The 18,063-nt window shown below is 69.5% G+C and carries 14 protein-coding genes; 5 read left to right on the forward strand and 9 right to left on the reverse strand.

Annotated elements, in window-relative coordinates; translation table 11 throughout:
• Positions 1 to 29: 29 nt before the first annotated feature.
• From IEV99_RS19155 to IEV99_RS19170, 4 genes are all read right to left on the reverse strand, one after another.
• Complete coding sequence (locus IEV99_RS19155; RefSeq protein ID WP_188519308.1) at positions 30 to 1,139, reverse strand: mandelate racemase/muconate lactonizing enzyme family protein; 1,110 nt, start codon at positions 1,137 to 1,139, stop codon at positions 30 to 32.
• 9 nt (positions 1,140 to 1,148) lie between these two features.
• Positions 1,149 to 2,297, reverse strand: a complete 1,149-nt coding sequence (locus IEV99_RS19160; protein WP_188519309.1) for an iron-containing alcohol dehydrogenase — start codon at positions 2,295 to 2,297, stop codon at positions 1,149 to 1,151.
• A gap of 62 nt (positions 2,298 to 2,359) precedes the next feature.
• Entirely contained in the window at positions 2,360 to 4,378 is a 2,019-nt protein-coding gene (locus tag IEV99_RS19165) for a hydantoinase/oxoprolinase family protein (protein WP_188519310.1), read from the reverse strand.
• Positions 4,375 to 6,888: a GcvT family protein gene (locus IEV99_RS19170; protein ID WP_188519311.1), complete on the reverse strand. Its 2,514-nt coding sequence runs from the start codon at positions 6,886 to 6,888 to the stop codon at positions 4,375 to 4,377. The genes IEV99_RS19165 and IEV99_RS19170 overlap by 4 nt, the downstream gene beginning before the upstream one ends.
• A 246-nt stretch (positions 6,889 to 7,134) precedes the next feature.
• Here IEV99_RS19170 and IEV99_RS19175 point away from each other — a divergent pair, with 246 nt between their 5' ends.
• The 4 genes from IEV99_RS19175 to choV all read left to right on the forward strand — a co-directional run bounded on the left by IEV99_RS19175 (position 7,135) and on the right by choV (position 12,193).
• Positions 7,135 to 8,679, forward strand: coding sequence for a trimethylamine methyltransferase family protein (locus IEV99_RS19175; RefSeq protein ID WP_188519312.1), 1,545 nt, complete (start codon positions 7,135 to 7,137; stop codon positions 8,677 to 8,679).
• Positions 8,680 to 8,987: 308 nt separating this feature from the next.
• On the forward strand, positions 8,988 to 9,932 hold the full coding sequence (locus IEV99_RS19180; RefSeq protein WP_188519313.1) for a choline ABC transporter substrate-binding protein: 945 nt from the start codon (positions 8,988 to 8,990) through the stop codon (positions 9,930 to 9,932).
• Positions 9,933 to 10,132: 200 nt separating this feature from the next.
• Positions 10,133 to 10,987, forward strand: coding sequence for a choline ABC transporter permease subunit (choW, locus tag IEV99_RS19185; protein WP_188519314.1), 855 nt, complete (start codon positions 10,133 to 10,135; stop codon positions 10,985 to 10,987).
• Between the two features lie 3 nt (positions 10,988 to 10,990).
• Entirely contained in the window at positions 10,991 to 12,193 is a 1,203-nt protein-coding gene (choV, locus tag IEV99_RS19190; protein ID WP_188519315.1) for a choline ABC transporter ATP-binding protein, read from the forward strand.
• A gap of 40 nt (positions 12,194 to 12,233) precedes the next feature.
• Here choV and betA read toward each other — a convergent pair whose 3' ends face one another.
• The 5 genes from betA to IEV99_RS19215 all read right to left on the reverse strand — a co-directional run bounded on the left by betA (position 12,234) and on the right by IEV99_RS19215 (position 17,366).
• Entirely contained in the window at positions 12,234 to 13,916 is a 1,683-nt protein-coding gene (gene betA / locus IEV99_RS19195; RefSeq protein WP_188519316.1) for a choline dehydrogenase, read from the reverse strand.
• Between the two features lie 115 nt (positions 13,917 to 14,031).
• A complete protein-coding gene (locus tag IEV99_RS19200) occupies positions 14,032 to 14,439 on the reverse strand; it encodes a GFA family protein (protein ID WP_244643935.1) in 408 nt (135 codons plus the stop codon).
• Positions 14,436 to 15,488, reverse strand: a complete 1,053-nt coding sequence (locus IEV99_RS19205; protein ID WP_244643936.1) for a GlxA family transcriptional regulator — start codon at positions 15,486 to 15,488, stop codon at positions 14,436 to 14,438. Before IEV99_RS19205 ends, IEV99_RS19200 begins: the two co-directional genes overlap by 4 nt.
• Before the next feature lie 98 nt (positions 15,489 to 15,586).
• The gene (locus IEV99_RS19210; protein ID WP_194483081.1) at positions 15,587 to 16,663 is read right to left on the reverse strand and encodes a coiled-coil domain-containing protein; all 1,077 of its coding nucleotides are present in this window, start codon (positions 16,661 to 16,663) and stop codon (positions 15,587 to 15,589) included.
• A gap of 112 nt (positions 16,664 to 16,775) precedes the next feature.
• Complete coding sequence (locus IEV99_RS19215) at positions 16,776 to 17,366, reverse strand: DUF1134 domain-containing protein (RefSeq protein WP_188519319.1); 591 nt, start codon at positions 17,364 to 17,366, stop codon at positions 16,776 to 16,778.
• A 39-nt stretch (positions 17,367 to 17,405) separates the two neighbouring features.
• Here IEV99_RS19215 and IEV99_RS19220 point away from each other — a divergent pair, with 39 nt between their 5' ends.
• Positions 17,406 to 17,984, forward strand: coding sequence for a YHS domain-containing (seleno)protein (locus tag IEV99_RS19220; RefSeq protein ID WP_210318678.1), 579 nt, complete (start codon positions 17,406 to 17,408; stop codon positions 17,982 to 17,984).
• Positions 17,985 to 18,063: the final 79 nt, after the last annotated feature.

Below are 18,063 nucleotides of genomic sequence, written 5' to 3' on the forward strand. Positions count from 1 at the left end.
CCGAAGGGCCGGATGAGGGGCAGCTCCCCCTACCCCACCTGCGTCGCCTTGAGCCGATCCTCGTCCGGCGCATAGCCGAGCCCCGGCGCGTCCGGCATCACGATCCAGCCCTCCGCGTCCACGCGCAGCGGCTCGGCCATCATGTAGTCGCGGCGGTCCAGCCCCCATTCGGGCGGGTCATAGGGATACTCGAGGAAAACGCCCTCCGTAAGCCCGCAGACCAGGTGGGCGTTGGCTGTCACCCCCATGCCGTTGGTCCAGGTGTGCGGCGTGAACACGAGGTTCGCGGCCTGCGCCATGGCGGCGATGCGGCGAAGCCCCGTGATGCCGCCCACCAGCGCGGCGTCCGGCTGCACCACGTCGAGGCACCCGTCCGCGATGAGGTCGCGGAACTCATAGAGCTCACGCGTCATCTCGCCGCCCGCGATCCGCACGGAGGTCATCTCGCGCAGGCGGCGCATGCCCTCGCGGTCGGCGCGGTGCAGCGGCTCCTCCATCCAGTACACGCCGAGCCGCTCCAGCTCGCGCGCCACCGGCAGGGCGTCCTTCAGCGACCAGGCCGGGTAGGTGTCCCACGGCATGCGCCAGCCCTGGTTGCAGTCCACCATGAGCTCCAGCCGGTCGCCCACCCGCGCCCGCACGGCCTCCAGCGCCCGGATGTCCTTGCGCCAGTCGCCCCGATGAAAGCGGATCTTCAGCGCCCGAAAGCCCTGCGCGAGGTAGCCCTCGGCCGCCTCGGAGAGCGCGGCGGGATCGCGCAGCGTGCCGGACGACGCATAGGCGCGCACCCGGTCGGTGAGGCCGCCGAGCAGCTTGAAGACCGGCTGGCCCGTGACCTTGCCGGCGAGGTCCCACAACGCGAGGTCCAGTGGCCAGCAGCGGCCATAATGAAACTGGATGTTCTCCAGCACCCGGTAGTGCCGCTCGATCGCGAGCGGGTCCTGCCCGACGAACAGGTGCTCGTGCCCGGCGAAGCCCACCATCAGGTCGCCCGAGCCGACGCCCGTGATCCCCTCGTCCGTGTGCACGCGCACCACCGTGGCGTCGAACGACGTGCGCGGCTTGGTGTCCCAGCTGGCGTGGAAGGGCGGATCGTAGTCGAGCCGGTGCTGCGTGATCTCGATGCCGGTGATCTTCATGGCTCGCCCTCAGCTCTGGCTCAGCACGGTCGCCGCGAACGCGTCGATGTCGGCGTCCTTCACGGGGCGGCGATTGGAGCGCCGCATGGCCTCGTTCTCGGGCCGGCGCATCTGCGCGGCCAGCATCGCGGGCGAAACGCCCTCGCAGTCTCGCGCCAGCGAGATCGCCACGCCGGTGGCCCGCATCAGCCGCTCGAAGGCGACGGGGACGCGCGCCGCGTCCGCCGCCTCGCCCATGGCGGCCGCGACCGCCGCGAAGGGCCCGTCGTCGCCTTGGACGTTCCACGCCAGCGTCGCCACCATGGCGCATCCCACCGCGCGGCCGTGGTGGATGGGCCGCAAGGAGCCGAGCGCGTGGCCGATGGTGTGGCCGATCGCCGTGCCGGCGTTGTCGATCGCGACGCCGCCGAAAGCCGCCGCCAGTTGCATCGCGGCGCGGGCCTCGAGGTCTCCGGGATGCGTCACGGCGCGCTCCAGGTTGCCGGCCGCGAGCCGGATCGCCGCATGCGCGTAGACGTCGTTGGCCGCGCTGCGATTGTGGTTGGTGGAGGCCTCGATGGCATGCACCAGCGCGTCCACGCCCGTGGCCGCCGTGAGGTGCGGCGGCAGGCCCACAGTCAGCGCCGGATCCAGCACGATGCGGGCGGCCTTGAGTTCGTCGCCCCAGAACCACTGCTTGGAGCCGTCCGGCCCGCTCACGATCGCGACCCGCGTGGTTTCCGAGCCGGTGCCCGATGTGGTCGGAACGCAGATCACCGGCAACGCGCCGGCCGGCAACGGCGCGGCGCACAGCGCATATGTCATCGCGGGCGCGGCCGAGCCCGCCACGGCGGCGATCAGCTTGCCGGCGTCCATAGCGGAGCCGCCGCCGAGAGCCACCACGGCGCGCGCGCCGGCCTCGCGCGCAAGCGCCGCCCCGGCGTCCACCTGCGCGTGCGTGGGGTCGCTCTTGACGTCGGCGAAGAGCACGGCCCCGAGCCCGGCGGCCCGCAGCGCCGCCAAAGCCTCGTCCACCATGCCGGACGCCTGGAGGCCTGGATCGGCGACCAGCAGCACCGCCGCGCCCGGGCCCGTGAGGGTCGCGGCTTGAGCGCCGATCTCGCCCAGCGCCCCCGCCCCCTGGATCATCGTCGGTATGCGATCGAGCGTCGCCGCCATGCTGTTTCCCCTCCGGCGCCACGCGCCCCCGCCAGCCTAGCTTGCGCTGGCCGCCCCGCAAGTTACTCGGCCAGCGGCGTGCCCCAGCACTCCGCCACAACCGTCGCGGCCACGAGCCCGCGGTCCCCCTCCATGCCGGGCAAGTCGACCCGGTCCACGTGGACGTCGACCTCCGGCGCCGATCCGCCCATTGCGAGCGCCCTTGCGCGCGCCGCCTCCACGGCGATGTCGCGCGCCCGAGCCAGCGCTTCGGTGGGATCGCTCATCGCGACGGGCTCGCCCTCGGCGTGGATGCGGTACGCGCCAACGCCCGAGGACGAAATGTCCACCACCGCCTGCGCCTTCACGACGCCCACCGCCGCCCCCACCGCGTTGGCGACGTCCCCATGCGGGGGCAGCACGACTTCGCTCCCGAGCCGCCGGCCCACCTCCGGATAAAACACCGGCGCCGGCCCGCCCACCGCCACCACGGGAGCGACGGGCCCGATCGCGACCCGCAGGTTGCGCCAGCGCCCCTGCCCGCTTGCGACCGCGTCCACAAGCCCGGCGGCGTCGCCGTCCAGCGCCTCGCCGGCGAGCGCCTCCACGATCACGCGCGCCGACTTGGCCGCGGTGGCGTCGAACACCTCGGCGGCGAAGCGCCGAGCCGCCGCGTCCGCCTCGGCCGGCCCGAGCGGACCCGCCATCCGCAAGCGCCGCTCCAACACCAGCGCGCCGACCCGCGCGCCCTCGGCTGACCATTGGCCCTGCAATCCCAGCACATGCGCGGCGTCGCTGGGCGTGAACCCCGCCACCGCGATCCGCCCGGCCCCCACCAGCCGCGCCAGCGCTTTCTGCTGCAGTGGCCCATGGATCACGTCGCCCATCGGCGCCGGCCCTTTGTTCACCGCGGCCAGGATGTCACGCTCCCGCGCGGCGCTCTCGCCCGGGTCGGCGCCCGCCTGCCCGAACGGCCGCAGCAGGAACTTGCCCGCATAGGGCGCGCCTTCGGGATCGTTGAGCTGCGCCTGGAGCCGGCGCAGCACGTCCGGATGCCGGTGCGCCAGCAGCGACAGCGGCACGACCTTGCCGCTCGACAGCCCCACCCGGTTGCGGGCGTCCACCAGCACCTCGCTGTCGCCGCCCAGCCCGAAGGTCCGCATCGCGATGGCGCGCACCAGCGTGCGCCGCCCGCCGACCTGCGCGCCCTCGCGGTCGAGCCTAGGCCAGCCGTTCTCCAGCACGGCGACGTCCGTGGTGGTGCCGCCCACGTCCGAGATCACGAAGTCTGACAGGCCGGACAAAAACTTGGCCCCGATCACGCTCGCGGACGGGCCGGACAGGATGGTTTCAATCGGCCGCAGCGCCACCGCCTCGGCGGGCGCCAGCGTGCCGTCGCCCTTAACGACCATCAGCGGCGCGGCCACGCCATGGCGCGCCATGGCGGCGCGCACCGCCCCGATCAGCGCCGTGATGGCCCCGATGATGCGGGCGTTCAGCGCCGCCGTGAGCGCCCGCCGCGGCGCGTCCAGCGCATGCGCGAGCTCGCTGGAGAGCGTCGCCGGACGGCCCGCGATGCGCTCCACGATCGCGCGCGCCTGCCGCTCGTGGCCCGGGTTGCGCACCGACCATTGCGACGCCACCGCGTAGGCCCCGACTTGGCTGGCGGTCTCGCGCACGAAGGCTTCCAGCTCGGCGACGTCGAGCCGCGCGGCCTCGCCGCCGCCGTGGTCGTGCCCACCCGCGAAGCGGCCGATCCGCGTCCCCGGCAGCGCCCTGGCGATGTCGGTCCGCTCCGCCATGGCGTCGTCGAAGCCGATCAGGATGGCGGCGACCGGCGAGCCGTGCCCCTCCACGATCGCATTGGTGGCCAGCGTGGTGGAAAGCGACACCAGCGCGATGTCGCGGCCCTCGAGCCCGCCCGGCCGCCTCTCGCCGGCCGCCGCCAGCACCCGGTCCAGCGCCTCCCGGACCCCGATCGCGAGGTCGCCCTTGGTGGTGAGCGCCTTGGCCTTGGCGAGCACCCGCCGGGCGCCCGCGTCCACCACCACGGCGTCCGTATAGGTCCCGCCCGTGTCGATCCCGACGACGAGGCGTGTCACGCCCTCAGCCGCTCGTTCTGCGGATCGAAGGGGCTTTCCTCCACCACCGTGCAGCGGCGCTTTTCGCCCAGGATGGTGATTTCCAGCTCCTGCCCGATCTCGCCGAGATCCGGCCGCACCATGCCGAGCGCCAGCGACTTGCCGCAGCGCCAGCCATAGCCGCCCGAGGTGGAGCGGCCGATGAGGTCTCCGTTGAGCCACAGCGGCTCCGACCCGCGCGCGTCCGCGTCCGTCACGCCATGCACCTCCAGGGTGACGAAACGGTTCTTGAACCCGCGCTCGCGCCACGCCACCAGGGCGTCGCGGCCGATGAACGCGCCCTTGTTGGGATGCACGAAGCGATCGAGCCCGGATTCCAGCGCCGAATACTCGATCGAGAGCTCGCGCGGGATCAGCCGATAGCTCTTCTCCAGCCGCAGGCTGTCCATGGCCTTGATGCCGAAGGGCCGGATGCCATACGGCTTGCCGGCCTCCATCAGCCTGTCGAAGATGTAGTTCTGCGTCTCGATGGAATGGTGCAGTTCGAAGCCGAGCTCGCCCACGAAGTTGACGCGTAGCGCCCGCGCCGACGCCGCCCCCACCGAGATCGTCTGCCCGGACAGCCACGGGAACGCGGCGTTTGACAGGTCCGTGTCGGTCAGACTCTGCAGCACCTCGCGCGAGCGCGGCCCGGCCAGCACCAGCACGCCGTACTGCGTCGTCACCTTCTGCAGATCGACCGAGCCGTCGCGCGGCCGCAGCTTATGCAGGTAGTCCCAGTCGTGCCGCTCATAAGCGCCTGCGCCGACGAGATAGAAGCTCTGTGGCCCGATGCGCAGCACCGTGAACTCGCACCGCACGCCGCCGTTCTGCGACAGCAGATGCGTCAGCGCCAGCCGGCCGATCTTCTTGGGGATCCGGTTCGCCAGGATGGAGTCGAGCCAGGCCTCTGCGCCCGGCCCGCTCACCACGTATTTGGCGAAGGCCGACATGTCCTGCAGGCCGACATTCTCGGTCACGTTGCGGCATTCCTCGCCGACGAACGGGAAGTAGTTGGAGCGGCGGAAACTCCAGCGCTCCTTCACCTTGCCGTCGCTCGTCGCCGGCGCGTGGTTCTCGTTGGTGAGCACGTCGTCGACGTTCAACTCTTCCGCCGGAACCTCGTAGCCGGGAGGCGCGAACCAGCCCGGCCGCTCCCAGCCGTACACGGAGCCGAACACGGCCCCGAGCGCCTTCATGCGGTCGTAGCAGGGCGTCTGGCGCAGCGGCCTTGCTGCGGCGCGCTCCTCGTCCGGATAATGAGTGGTGAAGACGTTGGCGTAGGCCTCCTCGTTCTTGGCGCGCAGGTAGCCGCGCGACGCGTAGGGGCCGAAGCGGCGTGGGTCGACGCCCATCATGTCGATCGTCGGCTCGCCGTCCACGATCCACTCGGCGAGCTGCCAGCCGGCGCCGCCGGCCGCCGTGACGCCGAAGGAATGGCCCTCGTTGAGCCAGAAGTTCTTCAGCCCCCAGGCCGGCCCGATGATCGGGCTGCCGTCCGGCGTATACGCGATGGCGCCGTTATAGATCTTCTTGATGCCGACCTCGCCGAAGGCCGGCACGCGCGTGATGGCGGTCTCGATGTGCGGCGCCAACCGGTCGAGGTCCTCCTGGAACAGCTCGTACTCGCTCTGCGCGTCGGGTCCGTCCACATAGCAGCAGGGGGCGCCGACCTCGTAGGGCCCGAGCAGCAGGCCGCCGGCTTCCTCGCGCATGTACCAGGAGCTGTCGCTCTCGCGCAGCACGCCCATCTCGGGCAGGCCGTTGCGCTTGCGCTCCTGGATGGCCGGATGCGGCTCGGTGACGATGTACTGGTGCTCCACCGGGATCACCGGCACGTCCAGCCCCACCATCTGGCCGGTCTTGCGCGCGAAGTTGCCCGTGGCCGACACCACGTGCTCGCAAGTGATGTCGCCCTTGTCGGTCTTCACCAGCCACTCGCCGGACGGCGTCTGCTCGATGCCGAGCACGGCCGTATAGCGGTGGATCTCGGCGCCGCGGCTGCGCGCCCCCTTGGCCAGCGCCTGCGTGAGGTCGGCCGGCTGGATGTAGCCGTCCTGCGGATGCTGGATCGCGCCCAGGATGCCGTCCGTCTCGCACAGCGGCCAAATCTCCTTCAGCTGCGCGGGCGTCAGGACGTTGACCTCGATCCCGCCGATCGTCCGGGCGACGCCGGCGTAGTACATGAACTCGTCCCACCGCGCCTTGGTGCGGGCGAGCCGGATGTTGGACACCTGCCGGAAGCCGACATTCTGGCCGGTCTCGGCCTCCAGCGTGGCGTAGAGGCCCACCGAGTATTTGTGGATCTGCCCCACCGAGTAGCTCATGTTGAACAAGGGCAGCAGGCCGGCCGCGTGCCAGGTCGAGCCCGAGGTCAGCTCCTTGCGCTCGAGCAGCACCACGTCCGACCAGCCCTTGCGGGCCAGGTGATAGAGCGTCGAGACGCCCACCACGCCGCCGCCGATCACGACCACGCGCGCGTGTGATTTCATGGTCCTGTTTCCCTCGACACCAACGATCCGGCCCGCCGGCTCCGCCGACGCCGTAGCCTCGACTGTCGAGGCCCGCCGCGCAAGCGGCTCACCGCCCCCCGACCCCGACTGTCGGATGCGCGCCATGACGGTCGCCGCCGGACAATTCAGCGCCGCCCCCGTGCGAGGACAAGTCGCATCCCGCGCCTAGCGTGTCGCAAAGCGGCTCGCATCCCTGGCGAGCCGCGCGAGCAGGCGAGGAACCGCATGAGCGACGAGGTCCAGAATCCCCGCGAGGCTCGCCGCGGTCGCGAAGCGCGCCGGGCCGCGCGGGCCCAGCGCTCTGCCGCGTCGATCCCCTATATCAGCCGCAATCTCCCGCTCACGGACGTGCTCTCGGCCGAGGGGCTGGAGATCATCGAGCGCAACGCCGAGACCATCCTGCAGGAGGTCGGCATCGAGTTTCGCGACTACCCATCGGCGCTGAAACTCCTGAAGGACGCCGGCTGCGACATCCAGGGCGAACGGGTGCGCTTTCCGCGCGGCCTCGCCCGCAAGCTGATCTCGACGGCGCCAAGCGACTATATCCAGCACGCCCGCAACCCGGAGCGCAGCGTCCATATCGGCGGCAAGGACACGGTGTTCGCCCCCGTCTACGGCTCGCCCTTCGTGCACGACATCGACAAGGGCCGCCGCTACGGCACCATCGAGGACTTCCAGAACTTCGTGAAGCTCGCCTATGCGAGCCCCTACATGCACCACTCGGGCGGCACGGTGTGCGAACCCGTCGACCTGCCGGTCAACAAGCGCCATCTCGAGATGGTCTACGCGCACATGCGCTACTCGGACAAAGCCTACATGGGCTCCGTGACGCATCCCGACCGCGCGCAGGACACTGTGAACCTGAGCAAGATCCTGTTCGGCGAGGAGTTCGTCGCCAACAACACGGTGTGCACCAGCCTGATCAACGCCAACTCGCCGATGGTGTGGGACAACACCATGCTGGGCGCGGCCGAGGTCTACGCCCGCAACATGCAGGCGACCATCATCACGCCCTTCATCCTGTCGGGCGCGATGAGCCCCGTCACGGTGGCGGGCACGCTCGCGCAGGTGCTGGCCGAGGTGCTGGCCGGCGTCTCTTTCACGCAGCTCGTGCGCCCCGGCGCGCCCGTCATCTTCGGCACCTTCGTGTCGACGCTGTCCATGCAGTCGGGCGCGCCCACCTTCGGCACCCCGGAAGCGGCGCTGGCCATCTACGGCGCCGGCCAGCTGGCGCGCCGCTACAACCTGCCCTTCCGCACCGGCGGCTCGCTCTGCGCCTCCAAGGTCCCGGACGCGCAGGCCGCCTATGAGAGCGCCCAGACGCTGATCCCCACCCTGCACGCGGGGGCCAACTTCGTGCTGCACGCGGCCGGCTGGATGGAGGGCGGCCTCGCCTCCTCGTACGAGAAGTTCATGATGGACTGCGACCAGCTCGGCGCCATGCACGTGCTCGCCAAGGGAATCGACCTCAGCGAGAACGGCCAGGGCATGCAGGCCTTTGGGGAGGTGCCGCCCGGCGGCCACTTCCTGGGCTGCGCCCACACGCAGGCGAATTTCGAGACGGCGTTCTACCGGTCGAGCATCTCGGACAACAACTCCGTCGAGCAGTGGGAAGCCGAGGGCCGCCTCGACGCCCCCCAGCGCGCCAACGCGCTCTGGAAGAAGACCCTGGCCGACTACGAGCCGCCTGCCATCGACCCCGGCGTGGATGAAGCCCTGCGCGACTACATCGAGCGCAAGAAAGCCTCCATGCCGGACGCGACGCACTAGATCGGCGGCGTAAGGGCGCGCTCGAACGCAGACGCAACCTCCCCGTCATTGCGAGCGACAGCGAAGCAATCCAGTCTAATTGCCTGACCTTTAGACTGGATTGCTTCGCATCCGGCTCGCAATGACGGACGCGCGGCCCACGCTGATGCAAGCAATTGACGGAGAGGTTGGTGACCGCAATGCCCGGGATGGTCGCAGGGCGCGTCCGCTGCTCGCCAGGACGCCCCGCCTCTTTCGCATAACGGTTTTGTGATCCACCATGCGCCTCACCGCCGCGCTCGAGGCGGGATAGCCGATTGGAGCACCCGATGCGTTTCAGCCGTTTCACCATTTCCGTCGCGGCCGTTCTGGCCACCACCTCGCTGGCCGCCGCGGCCGACCCGGCGTCCTGCAAGACGGTGCGTTTCTCGGATGTCGGCTGGACCGACATCACCGCCACCACGGCCGCGACCTCGCTGGTGCTGCAGGGCCTCGGCTATACGCCCAAGACCGACGTGCTCGCCGTTCCGGTCACCTACACGTCCATGAAGAACAAGAACATCGACGTGTTCCTGGGCAACTGGATGCCCACCATGGAGGCGGACCGGAAGCCCTACGTGGACGACAAGTCCGTGGACGTTGTCGGCGTCAACCTGGAGGGCGCCAAGTATACGCTGGCGGTGCCGGCCTACACGTACGAGGCCGGGCTGAAGACCTTCGCGGACATCGCCAAGTTCAAGACGCAGCTGGCCGGCAAGGTCTATGGCATCGAGCCGGGCAACGACGGCAACCGGCTGATCCTGGACATGATCAAGGACAACAAGTTCGACGTGAAGGACTTTGAGCTGGTGGAGTCCAGCGAGCAGGGCATGCTCGCCCAGGTGGAGCGCGCCACCCGCCGCAAGGAGCCCATCCTGTTTCTCGGCTGGGAGCCCCACCCGATGAACACCAAGTACCAGATCAAGTACCTGGCGGGTGGCGACGACATCTTCGGCCCGGATCTCGGCGGCGCCACCATCTACACCAACACCCGCGCCGGCTACTCGGCCGAATGCCCGAATGTCGGCCAGCTGCTCAAGAACCTGAAGTTCACGCTCCAGATGGAAAACGAGATCATGGGCGCGATCCTGTTCGACAAGCAGGAGGCCGACAAGGCCGCGGGCGACTGGCTGAAGAAGAACCCGGCCGTGCTCGACGGCTGGCTCAAGGACGTGACCACGCTGGACGGCAAGCCCGGCCTCCCGGCCGTGAAGACCGCGCTCGGCGTGAAATAAGCGATGCGTAACGCGGCGCCTTCTCCCATTGGGAAGAGGTGGCCCGAAGGGCCGGATGAGGGCCTAACAGCCGAGAACTTTTCCTTCGCTGCTGCCTAGCCGTCGAGGCTAGTCCCTCATCCGTCCGCTCCGCGGACACCTTCTCCCGGGGGGAGAAGAATTCGCCAGCAATGTCGGTGCGTAGCGGGAGAAGGACGCACATGGAGAGCTGGTTCACCGGGGTCGACAAGAAGATCCCGCTCGGCGCCTGGATGAAGGCGGCCGTCGACGCGCTGAACGACCACGCGCAGGCAGTGTTTGACGCCATCGCGTTCGGCCTCGGCGCGGTGATCATGGCGTTCACGGCGACGCTGCTCTGGTTCCCGCCCGCCGTGCTGATCCTCGCCATCGCGGCGCTCGGCTATGCGCTGCATCGCTCCTGGGGCCTGAGCCTCTTCATCGCCCTCGCATTCGCGCTGATCGTGAACCTCGGCTACTGGAAGCCCACCATGGAGACGCTCTCCCTGGTGCTGTTCGCCACGCTCGCCTGCGTGCTGATCGGCGTGCCGATCGGCATCGCGGCGGCGCATCGCGCTTGGCTCTACACCGCCATCCGGCCGGTGCTGGACCTGATGCAGACTATCCCGACCTTCGTGTACCTCATCCCCACCCTGATCCTGTTCGGCCTCGGCGTTGTCCCGGGGCTGATCTCCACCGTGATCTTCTCCCTGCCGGCGCCCATCCGGCTCACTTACCTGGGCGTGTCGTCCGTCCCCACTCCGCTGATCGAGGCGGGCGAGAGCTTCGGGGCCACCCGCCGGCAATTGCTCTGGAAGGTGGAGCTGCCCTATGCGCTGCCGACCATCATGGCGGGCGTGACGCAATGCATCATGCTCAGCCTCTCGATGGTGGTGATCGCCGCCTTGGTCGGCGCGGACGGCCTCGGCAAGCCGGTGGTGCGGGCGCTGAATTCGGTCAATATCGCGATGGGCTTTGAGGCCGGGCTCGCGATCGTGATCCTCGCCATCGTGCTCGACCGGCTGTTCAAGCAGCCCGAGCGTCGGCGCGGGAACTGACCCATGGCGGACAGCGAAACCGCGATCGAATTCCGCGACGTCGACATCATCTTCGGCGAACGGCCCAAGGAGGCCCTGCGCCTCCTCGACGAGGGCCGGACGCGGGCCGAGATCCAGGCCGCCACCGGGCAGGTGCTTGGCGTCGCGGGCGCCAGCCTTTCTGTGCAGCGCGGCGAGATCTGCGTGCTCATGGGGCTGTCCGGCTCCGGCAAGTCGACGCTGCTGCGCGCCGTGAACGGCCTCAACAAGGTGACGCGCGGCGAGGTGCTGCTGCGCCACGAGGGCCGCATGGTGGACGTCGCCTCGGCCGACGCCGCCACGCTGCGCGCCGTGCGCACGCAAAGCGTCGCGATGGTGTTCCAGCAATTCGCCCTGCTCCCCTGGCGCACCGTGGCCGAGAATGTCGGCTTTGGCCTCGAGCTGCGCGGCATGCCCAAAGCCGAGCGCGACCGCATCGTGGCCGACAAGCTGCGCATGGTTGGCCTCGACGCGTGGGCCGACCGCTACGCCAACGAGCTCTCGGGCGGCATGCAGCAGCGCGTCGGCCTCGCCCGCGCCTTCGCGACGGACGCCGACATCCTGCTGATGGACGAGCCCTTCTCGGCGCTCGACCCGCTGATCCGCACCAAGCTGCAGGACGAGCTGCTGGATCTGCAGCACAACCTCGGCAAGACCATCCTGTTCGTAAGCCACGACCTCGACGAGGCGCTCAAGATCGGCCGCCACATCGCCATCATGGAGGGCGGCCGCATCGTCCAGTTCGGCACGCCCGAGGACATCGTGCTGCGTCCGGCCGACGACTACGTCCGCGAGTTTGTCGCTCACGTGAACCCGCTCAACGTGCTCACGGCCTATAACGTCATGCGCGACGCGCGCGACCTGGAGCACGCCGGCGACGGCTGGGTCTGGCTGGACCGGCGCCGCACCACGCGCTTTCGGGTGGAAGGCGACCGCAAGGTCACGGCGGCGGAGCGCGACGGCGCCGCGGCGCCATGGCAGGACTGCAGCGTCGACCCGGCCGGCTGGCTGAAAGGCCCCGCGCTGGCCTTCTGGGCCCGCCAGGACACGCCCCTGCGCGACGTCATGCTGGCGATGCAGCGCAACGCCGCCCCGGTGGCGGTGTTTGACGCCGAAGACCGCTTCGTCGGCGCCATCGGCGTCCGCGACGCCCTCGCGGGCGTCCTGCGGCGCAGCGACGAGGACTAGGCAAAGCCAGGCCGGTCAAAACGGCCAGGAAGCAAAAGGCCTACCGCTGCGCGGTCTCCCACTCCGGATGCACGAACGCGGGCGCGTTGCTGGCCGGCGGCGGCTCCCGCCCTCTGATCAGGTCCGAAGCCTTTTCGCCCAGCATGATGGCGGGTGCGTTGAGGTTGCCGGTCGTGATCGTCGGGAACACGGAGGTGTCCGCCACCCGCAGCCCCTCGACGCCGATCACCCGCAGATCCGGGTCCACCACTGCCAGCGGGTTGTCCGCCGCCCCCATCCGGCACGTGCCGCACGGGTGGTAGGCGCTCTCCAGCTTGTCGCGCAGAAAAGCGTCGATCGCGTCGTCGGATTCCGCACCGGCCCCGGGCTGCAACTCCTCGCCCCGATAGGGGTCGAACGCCGCCTGGGCGAAGATCTCGCGCGTCAGCCGCACGCTGGCGCGCATCTCGGCCCAGTCGTCCGGATGGCTCATGTAGTTGAAGCGGATCACCGGCTTGGCGAACGGGTCCGGCCCACGCAGGCGCACATGGCCGCGGCTCTTAGACCGCATGGTGCCGACATGCGCCTGGAAGCCATGGGCGTTGGCGAGGCTGCGGCCGTCATACGTGATGGCGAGCGGCAGGAAATGGTACTGGATGTCCGGCCAGCGCACCCCGGCGCGGCTGCGGATGAAGCCGCAGCTCTCGAAGTGGTTGGTCGCCCCGAGCCCGGTCTTGAACACCATCCAGCGCAGCCCGATGAGAGCCTTGGACCAGAGGCTCATGGACGAATACAGCGTGATCGGCCGCCGGCTCGCCACCTGGAAGTAGTATTCCATGTGGTCCTGCAGGTTCTCGCCCACGCCGGCCCGGTCCGCCAGCACGGGCAGGCCCATTTGCGCCAGCTCCGCACCGGGCCCGACGCCCGAGAGCTTCAGCAGCGCCGGCGAGTTGATCGCCCCGCCCGCCAGGATCACCTCGCGGCGCGCCCGCACCTCGCGCTCCGCCCCGCCCGGGCCGCCAACCCGGAACGCGACCCCGACCGCGCGGCGGCCCTCGAACAGGATGCGCGTCGCCATCGCGAGCGGCGTGACTTGCAGGTTTGCCCGCCCCATCGCGGGGCGGAGATAAGCGTTCGCGGCGCTCCACCGTCGGCCCGCATGGATGGTGCGGTCCATCCGGCCGAAGCCTTCCTGCCGGAAGCCGTTGATGTCGTCCGTCTCGGCGTAGCCCGCCTGCCGGGCGGCGTCGACAAAGGCGCGATAGAGCGGGTTGGCCATGGGCCCGTAGCTGGTGTGCAGCGGCCCGTGGTCTCCCCGATAGGCGTCTCCGCCCTCCTCCCGGGTTTCGGCGCGGCGGAAATAAGGGAGCACCCGGGCGTAGTCCCAGCCGCGCGCGCCCTGCGCCGCCCAGCCGTCGAAATCCTGCGCGTTGCCGCGCACATACACCATGCCGTTCACGGACGACGACCCGCCCAGCACCTTGCCGCGCGGCACATGGAGCACGCGGTTGTTGAGATGCGGCTCGGGCTCGCTGGCGTAACGCCAGTCATATTTGGCCGAGTTCATCGGGATCGACAGCGCGCTCGGCATCTGGATGAAGGGCGAGCGGTCGCCCCCGCCGGCCTCCAGCACCGCGACCGTCACGGCCGGGTCTTCGCTCAGCCGGTTGGCGAGCACGCAGCCGGCTGATCCGGCGCCCACGATGACGTAGTCGAAGCTGTCGACCGAGGATCGGGAAGGCATTCGGTTTCGACGCTGCTCCTGCCGCACGGGTCGCGGCGCGCCCATTCTGGACGCTCGGCGCCCCGGGCGCAGCGGGCTCATCCGCCCTCTTCTGGCCTGGGAGCGTCAGCCGCGGCTAACCCGGGTCGTCCCCGCCATGTTGCGGCTTGCCGTCGGTGAGCGCGTAATAATCGGACTTGTCGTCGCAGAAGATGTGCTCGCGGATGCTCAGCCCGGTCGGCGGGTCCAGCGATCCGGCCGCGATGCTGGTGGTTTCGCCCCCGGTCGGCCGCCAGAACAGCGCGCCGCCGCAGCGTCCGCAAAAGCCTCTTTCGGCTTCCGGCGAGGAGCGATACCAGCGCAGCGTCTCGTCGGACGAAAACCGGATCTCGTCCGTCCGCGCCCGGGTGGCCGGCAGGAAGTGGCCGGTGGTCTTGCGGCACTGCGAGCAGTGGCAGGCGATGATCTCGCTCAGCCGGCCGTGCACCTCAAACGCCACACCGCCACACAGGCACGAGCCCGTGGCCCGGACCGTCTCGGTCACTGCAGGCCCCGCCGTTCGTGCGAGGGCGTGCGGCCGAAGTGCTCGCTGTAACACTTGGAGAAGTGCGATGCCGACACGAACCCGCATGCGAGCCCGATGGTGAGGATCGGCATCGAGGTCTGGCGGAGCAGGAAACGGGCCCGGTTCAGCCGCAGGCTGAGGTAATACTTGGTGGGCGCCTCGCCGATATACTTGCGGAACAGCCGCTCCAGCTGACGGGTCGAGAGCCCGACCTCGTCGGCGAGCTCCGCGCAGGACAGCGGCGTCTCCAGGCTCTTCTCCATCTCGGACACGACGGCCAGCAGCTTGGGATGCGCCACGCCGAGCCGGGCCCGCAGCTCCATGCGCTGGCGCTCGTGCGAGTCGCGTTGGCGATGGTGGATCAGCTGGTCGGTGACCTGGGCGGCGATCTCCGGCCCCTTCTGCTTGGCGATCATCGACAGCATCATGTCGATCGCGGCCGTGCCGCCCGCACAGGTGAAGCGGTTGCGGTCGATCTCGAACAGCTCCTGGGTGACGTCGATGTCCGAGAACTCCTCCCGGAAGCTGTCGTTGTTTTCCCAGTGGATGGTGCATTTGCGCCCCGCCAGCAGCCCAGCCTTGGCGAGCACGTGCGTGCCGGTGCACACCGCGCCGATCTGCACGCCGTAGAAGGCCAGCGTGCGCAGCTTGGCGATCAGGGCGCCATGGTCGAAGCGATGGACGTCGACACCGGCGCACACCACCACGGCTGGCATGGGCCCGACATCCGCATAGGCGCCGTCCACCGCGATGCTGACGCCGTTGGAGGCCGTCACCGGCTGGCCGTCCGGCGAGAAGATACGCCAGCCATAGAGCGTCTTGCCCGAGCAGCGGTTGGCCAGTCGTAGCGGCTCGATCGCGGACGTGAAAGCGATCATGGAGAAGTCCGGCACCATCAGGAAGCCGAACGTGTGCACGCTTTCGGGCGCGCCGAAGGTGGAGGCGGCCGCGACCGGCGCGGGCTGAACCTCGCCGACGGATAACAATTGTGGCGTGCGAAACATCGTGACGTATCCCCTCAGCGACATCACGGCATCAGCTTCCGACCGATTGAAGCACGAAGCCTATCGATTGGCGACACGGGATGTCGCCAATAGGATATTCAGACGGGGGATTGAGGTCGCCGTTAGCCGGAGGCCGCCGGCTTCGCTGGCTCGGAAGCGACAGCCGTGAGGCGTCCGCGGCGGCGCTCAACCGGCGGCTCCGCCCCACCGCCCTCGCCCACGCTGCGGCGCAGGGTCTCGATCTCCTGCTGCAAGGCGCGCCGGTCCGCCCTGGCGGCTTCGAGGGCCCCGTCGGCGGCGGCCTTTTCGGTGCGCAGCTTCTCAACGAGGTCGGCCCGGGTGGTGAGCGCCGAAACGTCCATCGCGTGGGCCCGCTCGGAGGCCGCAAGCGCCGCCTCGGCCCGCATGGTCTCGGTTTCGAGCCGCCCCTTGAGGTCTTCGAGTTCGGTATTGGCCGCCTCGAGAGCTGCGGCGTCCTCCTCACGCTGGGTGCGCAAGGTCTCGATCATCCGGTCGCGATCGTCGCGCTCCTGGCCGAGCGCCTCGACCTTGTGATCGAGAACGGCGCGGCGCGTTTCGAAATCGCTGAGCCGCGTGTCGCGCTCCGCAACTTCGATCCGCGCCTGGGCGAGGCTGCGCTCCGCGTCCGAGATGCGCAGGCGCAGCCCGTCCACGGAGGTTTCCAGGGTGGCGATCACGAGGCGGCGCTCTTCGCTGAGTTCTTCGAGCGCCGCATGCGCGCGCTGCAGGTTCTCGAGCTCCTGGCGGCGCGCGACGAGGTCTTCGGTCGTGATCCTCAACTCAGCGGCCGTGCGGTCCAGGTCGGCGGCCGTGGCCGCAAGCATGTCGCGCGTCGCCGCCAGATCGGCGTCGAGTTCGGCGATGGTTTGGTCGCGAGTCGCCACCACGGTCTGGAGATCGCTGATCTGCACCGCCCTGCGGCCAAGCTCGGCCATGTCGTCGGCGTGCGATTTCGCCACCGCTTCGGCGCGCAGTTCAACGCGTCGGGCTTCCACGGCCATCTCTGCGCGCAGGTGGTCCCGCTCGGCCGCGATCTCGGCAAGAGACATCGGGAGCCGGGCCTCGACCCGGCGGCGGGCGAGGCGCTCGGCCCGGCGCGACAGCGCGGGCAACACCAGAAGAGCCAGCAGGGCCGCCGTCAAAAAGCCCAGGGCGAAGATCATCCCGGTTTCGATCACCGCCGCGGGCCTCTCCGATCACTCTCGCGGCTGAGCATCGCACGCCGCCGAGTTGTTTTCCAACCCGCAACGCCGGCGCCCAACCGCTGGCCCCTATACGGGGCGAATTCGTTCAGAAGGGATTCCAGGTCGAGCTCGGCGTGAACTTGAGGTATCCCACATTGACGCCGAGACGCGCGCCCACGCCCGAGCTGATCGGCACCACAACCATCTGGTCGGCCACAAGCGCCGTCATGCCAAAGCCGCCGACGAAATAGGCCGAGCCATCCACGCCGCCGAAACGCTGGAAAAGCGCGTCCGTGGACGGCATGTTGTAGACCAGCATCATGGTTCGCGCGCCCTGGCCGCCGAAGTCGAAGCCGAAGGAAGGCCCCTGCCAGAAGATGCGCCGGTCGCCCGCGTTGCGGGTGTAGAGAACGCCCTCGCCGTAGCGCAGGCCGCCCACGAAGGCCGCTCCGCCCTCCTGGCCGAGGATGTATCCGTTTGGCTGGCCCCATCGGCGCGTCGCCTCCTCGATCGTCAACGCAAGACCGCGGGTGACGTTGCCGAAGAAGCGATGTCCGGAGTTCACCAGCTCGTCGGACGAATAAGCCGCCGGGGGCGGCGGGGGATTGCGCCTGTTCTGCGCGAGCGCCGCTTCGGCCGAGCACACGGAGAGGATGAAGAGGGCGGCGCGCGCCAGTTGGCGCATGCTGATGATCATGAAGCTCCTCCCGTCACGCGCGCAGCGAATCGCCGGGTGGTGAACCGCGTCAACGCAACTGCAAGCGCCATCGTGCTAGATGCAGCCGGACGGCCGCATGGTGATCGAATCAACCCGATGTTACAGTCCAGACGAAGTATGACGCAGGCAAGGCCCTTTCGCGCCGCCATCTTGGCCTTGGCCCTGTTATGCGCGCTCCATCCCGCAAAGGCCGACGATGCGGCTGTGACGACGCAGCGGATCGTCGTCGATCCGCTCAGCGGGCTCGCGCTCTACGGCTATGATCCGGTCGCTTACTTCATCGACAAGACCGCGGCGGCGGGGCGGCCCGCCTTCGAGTGGCGCTGGGCCGGCGCCACCTGGCGCTTCGCCTCGGAGGCCAACCGGGCCGAGTTCATGCGCAATCCGGAGGCGTTCGCCCCCGCTTACGGCGGCTATGACGGCGAAGGCGTGCTCCGCCGGACGCCGATCGCGGCCGATCCCACCATTTTCGTGCTGCGCGACGACCGCGTTTTCCTGTTTCGCTCGCCCGAAGCCCGGCAGCTGTTTTTCGCATCTGGCGGCATCGAGGCGGCGGACAAGCTGTGGCCGATCGTGCTGAAGGACCTGATCCCCTGAGTGGGCGCGGACGCGCTCTGGTCGCGCCTCACTTTCAAGGCGGCGCTGGGCGGTGTATCCGCATGAGGGCGGCCTTTGC

It is taken from the genome of Alsobacter metallidurans, assembly GCF_014636935.1.
GTDB lineage: Bacteria > Pseudomonadota > Alphaproteobacteria > Rhizobiales > Beijerinckiaceae > Alsobacter > Alsobacter metallidurans.

Bases quoted from the DNA above. Each gene is read 5' to 3' on its own strand.
- betA (WP_188519316.1), bottom strand. From the start codon at position 13,916: ATGCCTTCCCGATCCTCGGTCGACAGCTTCGACTACGTCATCGTGGGC.
- IEV99_RS19180 (WP_188519313.1), top strand. From the start codon at position 8,988: ATGCGTTTCAGCCGTTTCACCATTTCCGTCGCGGCCGTTCTGGCCACC.
- IEV99_RS19160 (WP_188519309.1), bottom strand. From the start codon at position 2,297: ATGGCGGCGACGCTCGATCGCATACCGACGATGATCCAGGGGGCGGGG.
- IEV99_RS19175 (WP_188519312.1), top strand. From the start codon at position 7,135: ATGAGCGACGAGGTCCAGAATCCCCGCGAGGCTCGCCGCGGTCGCGAA.
- IEV99_RS19205 (WP_244643936.1), bottom strand. From the start codon at position 15,488: ATGTCGCTGAGGGGATACGTCACGATGTTTCGCACGCCACAATTGTTA.
- IEV99_RS19155 (WP_188519308.1), bottom strand. From the start codon at position 1,139: ATGAAGATCACCGGCATCGAGATCACGCAGCACCGGCTCGACTACGAT.
- IEV99_RS19170 (WP_188519311.1), bottom strand. From the start codon at position 6,888: ATGAAATCACACGCGCGCGTGGTCGTGATCGGCGGCGGCGTGGTGGGC.
- IEV99_RS19215 (WP_188519319.1), bottom strand. From the start codon at position 17,366: ATGATCATCAGCATGCGCCAACTGGCGCGCGCCGCCCTCTTCATCCTC.
- choW (WP_188519314.1), top strand. From the start codon at position 10,133: ATGGAGAGCTGGTTCACCGGGGTCGACAAGAAGATCCCGCTCGGCGCC.
- choV (WP_188519315.1), top strand. From the start codon at position 10,991: ATGGCGGACAGCGAAACCGCGATCGAATTCCGCGACGTCGACATCATC.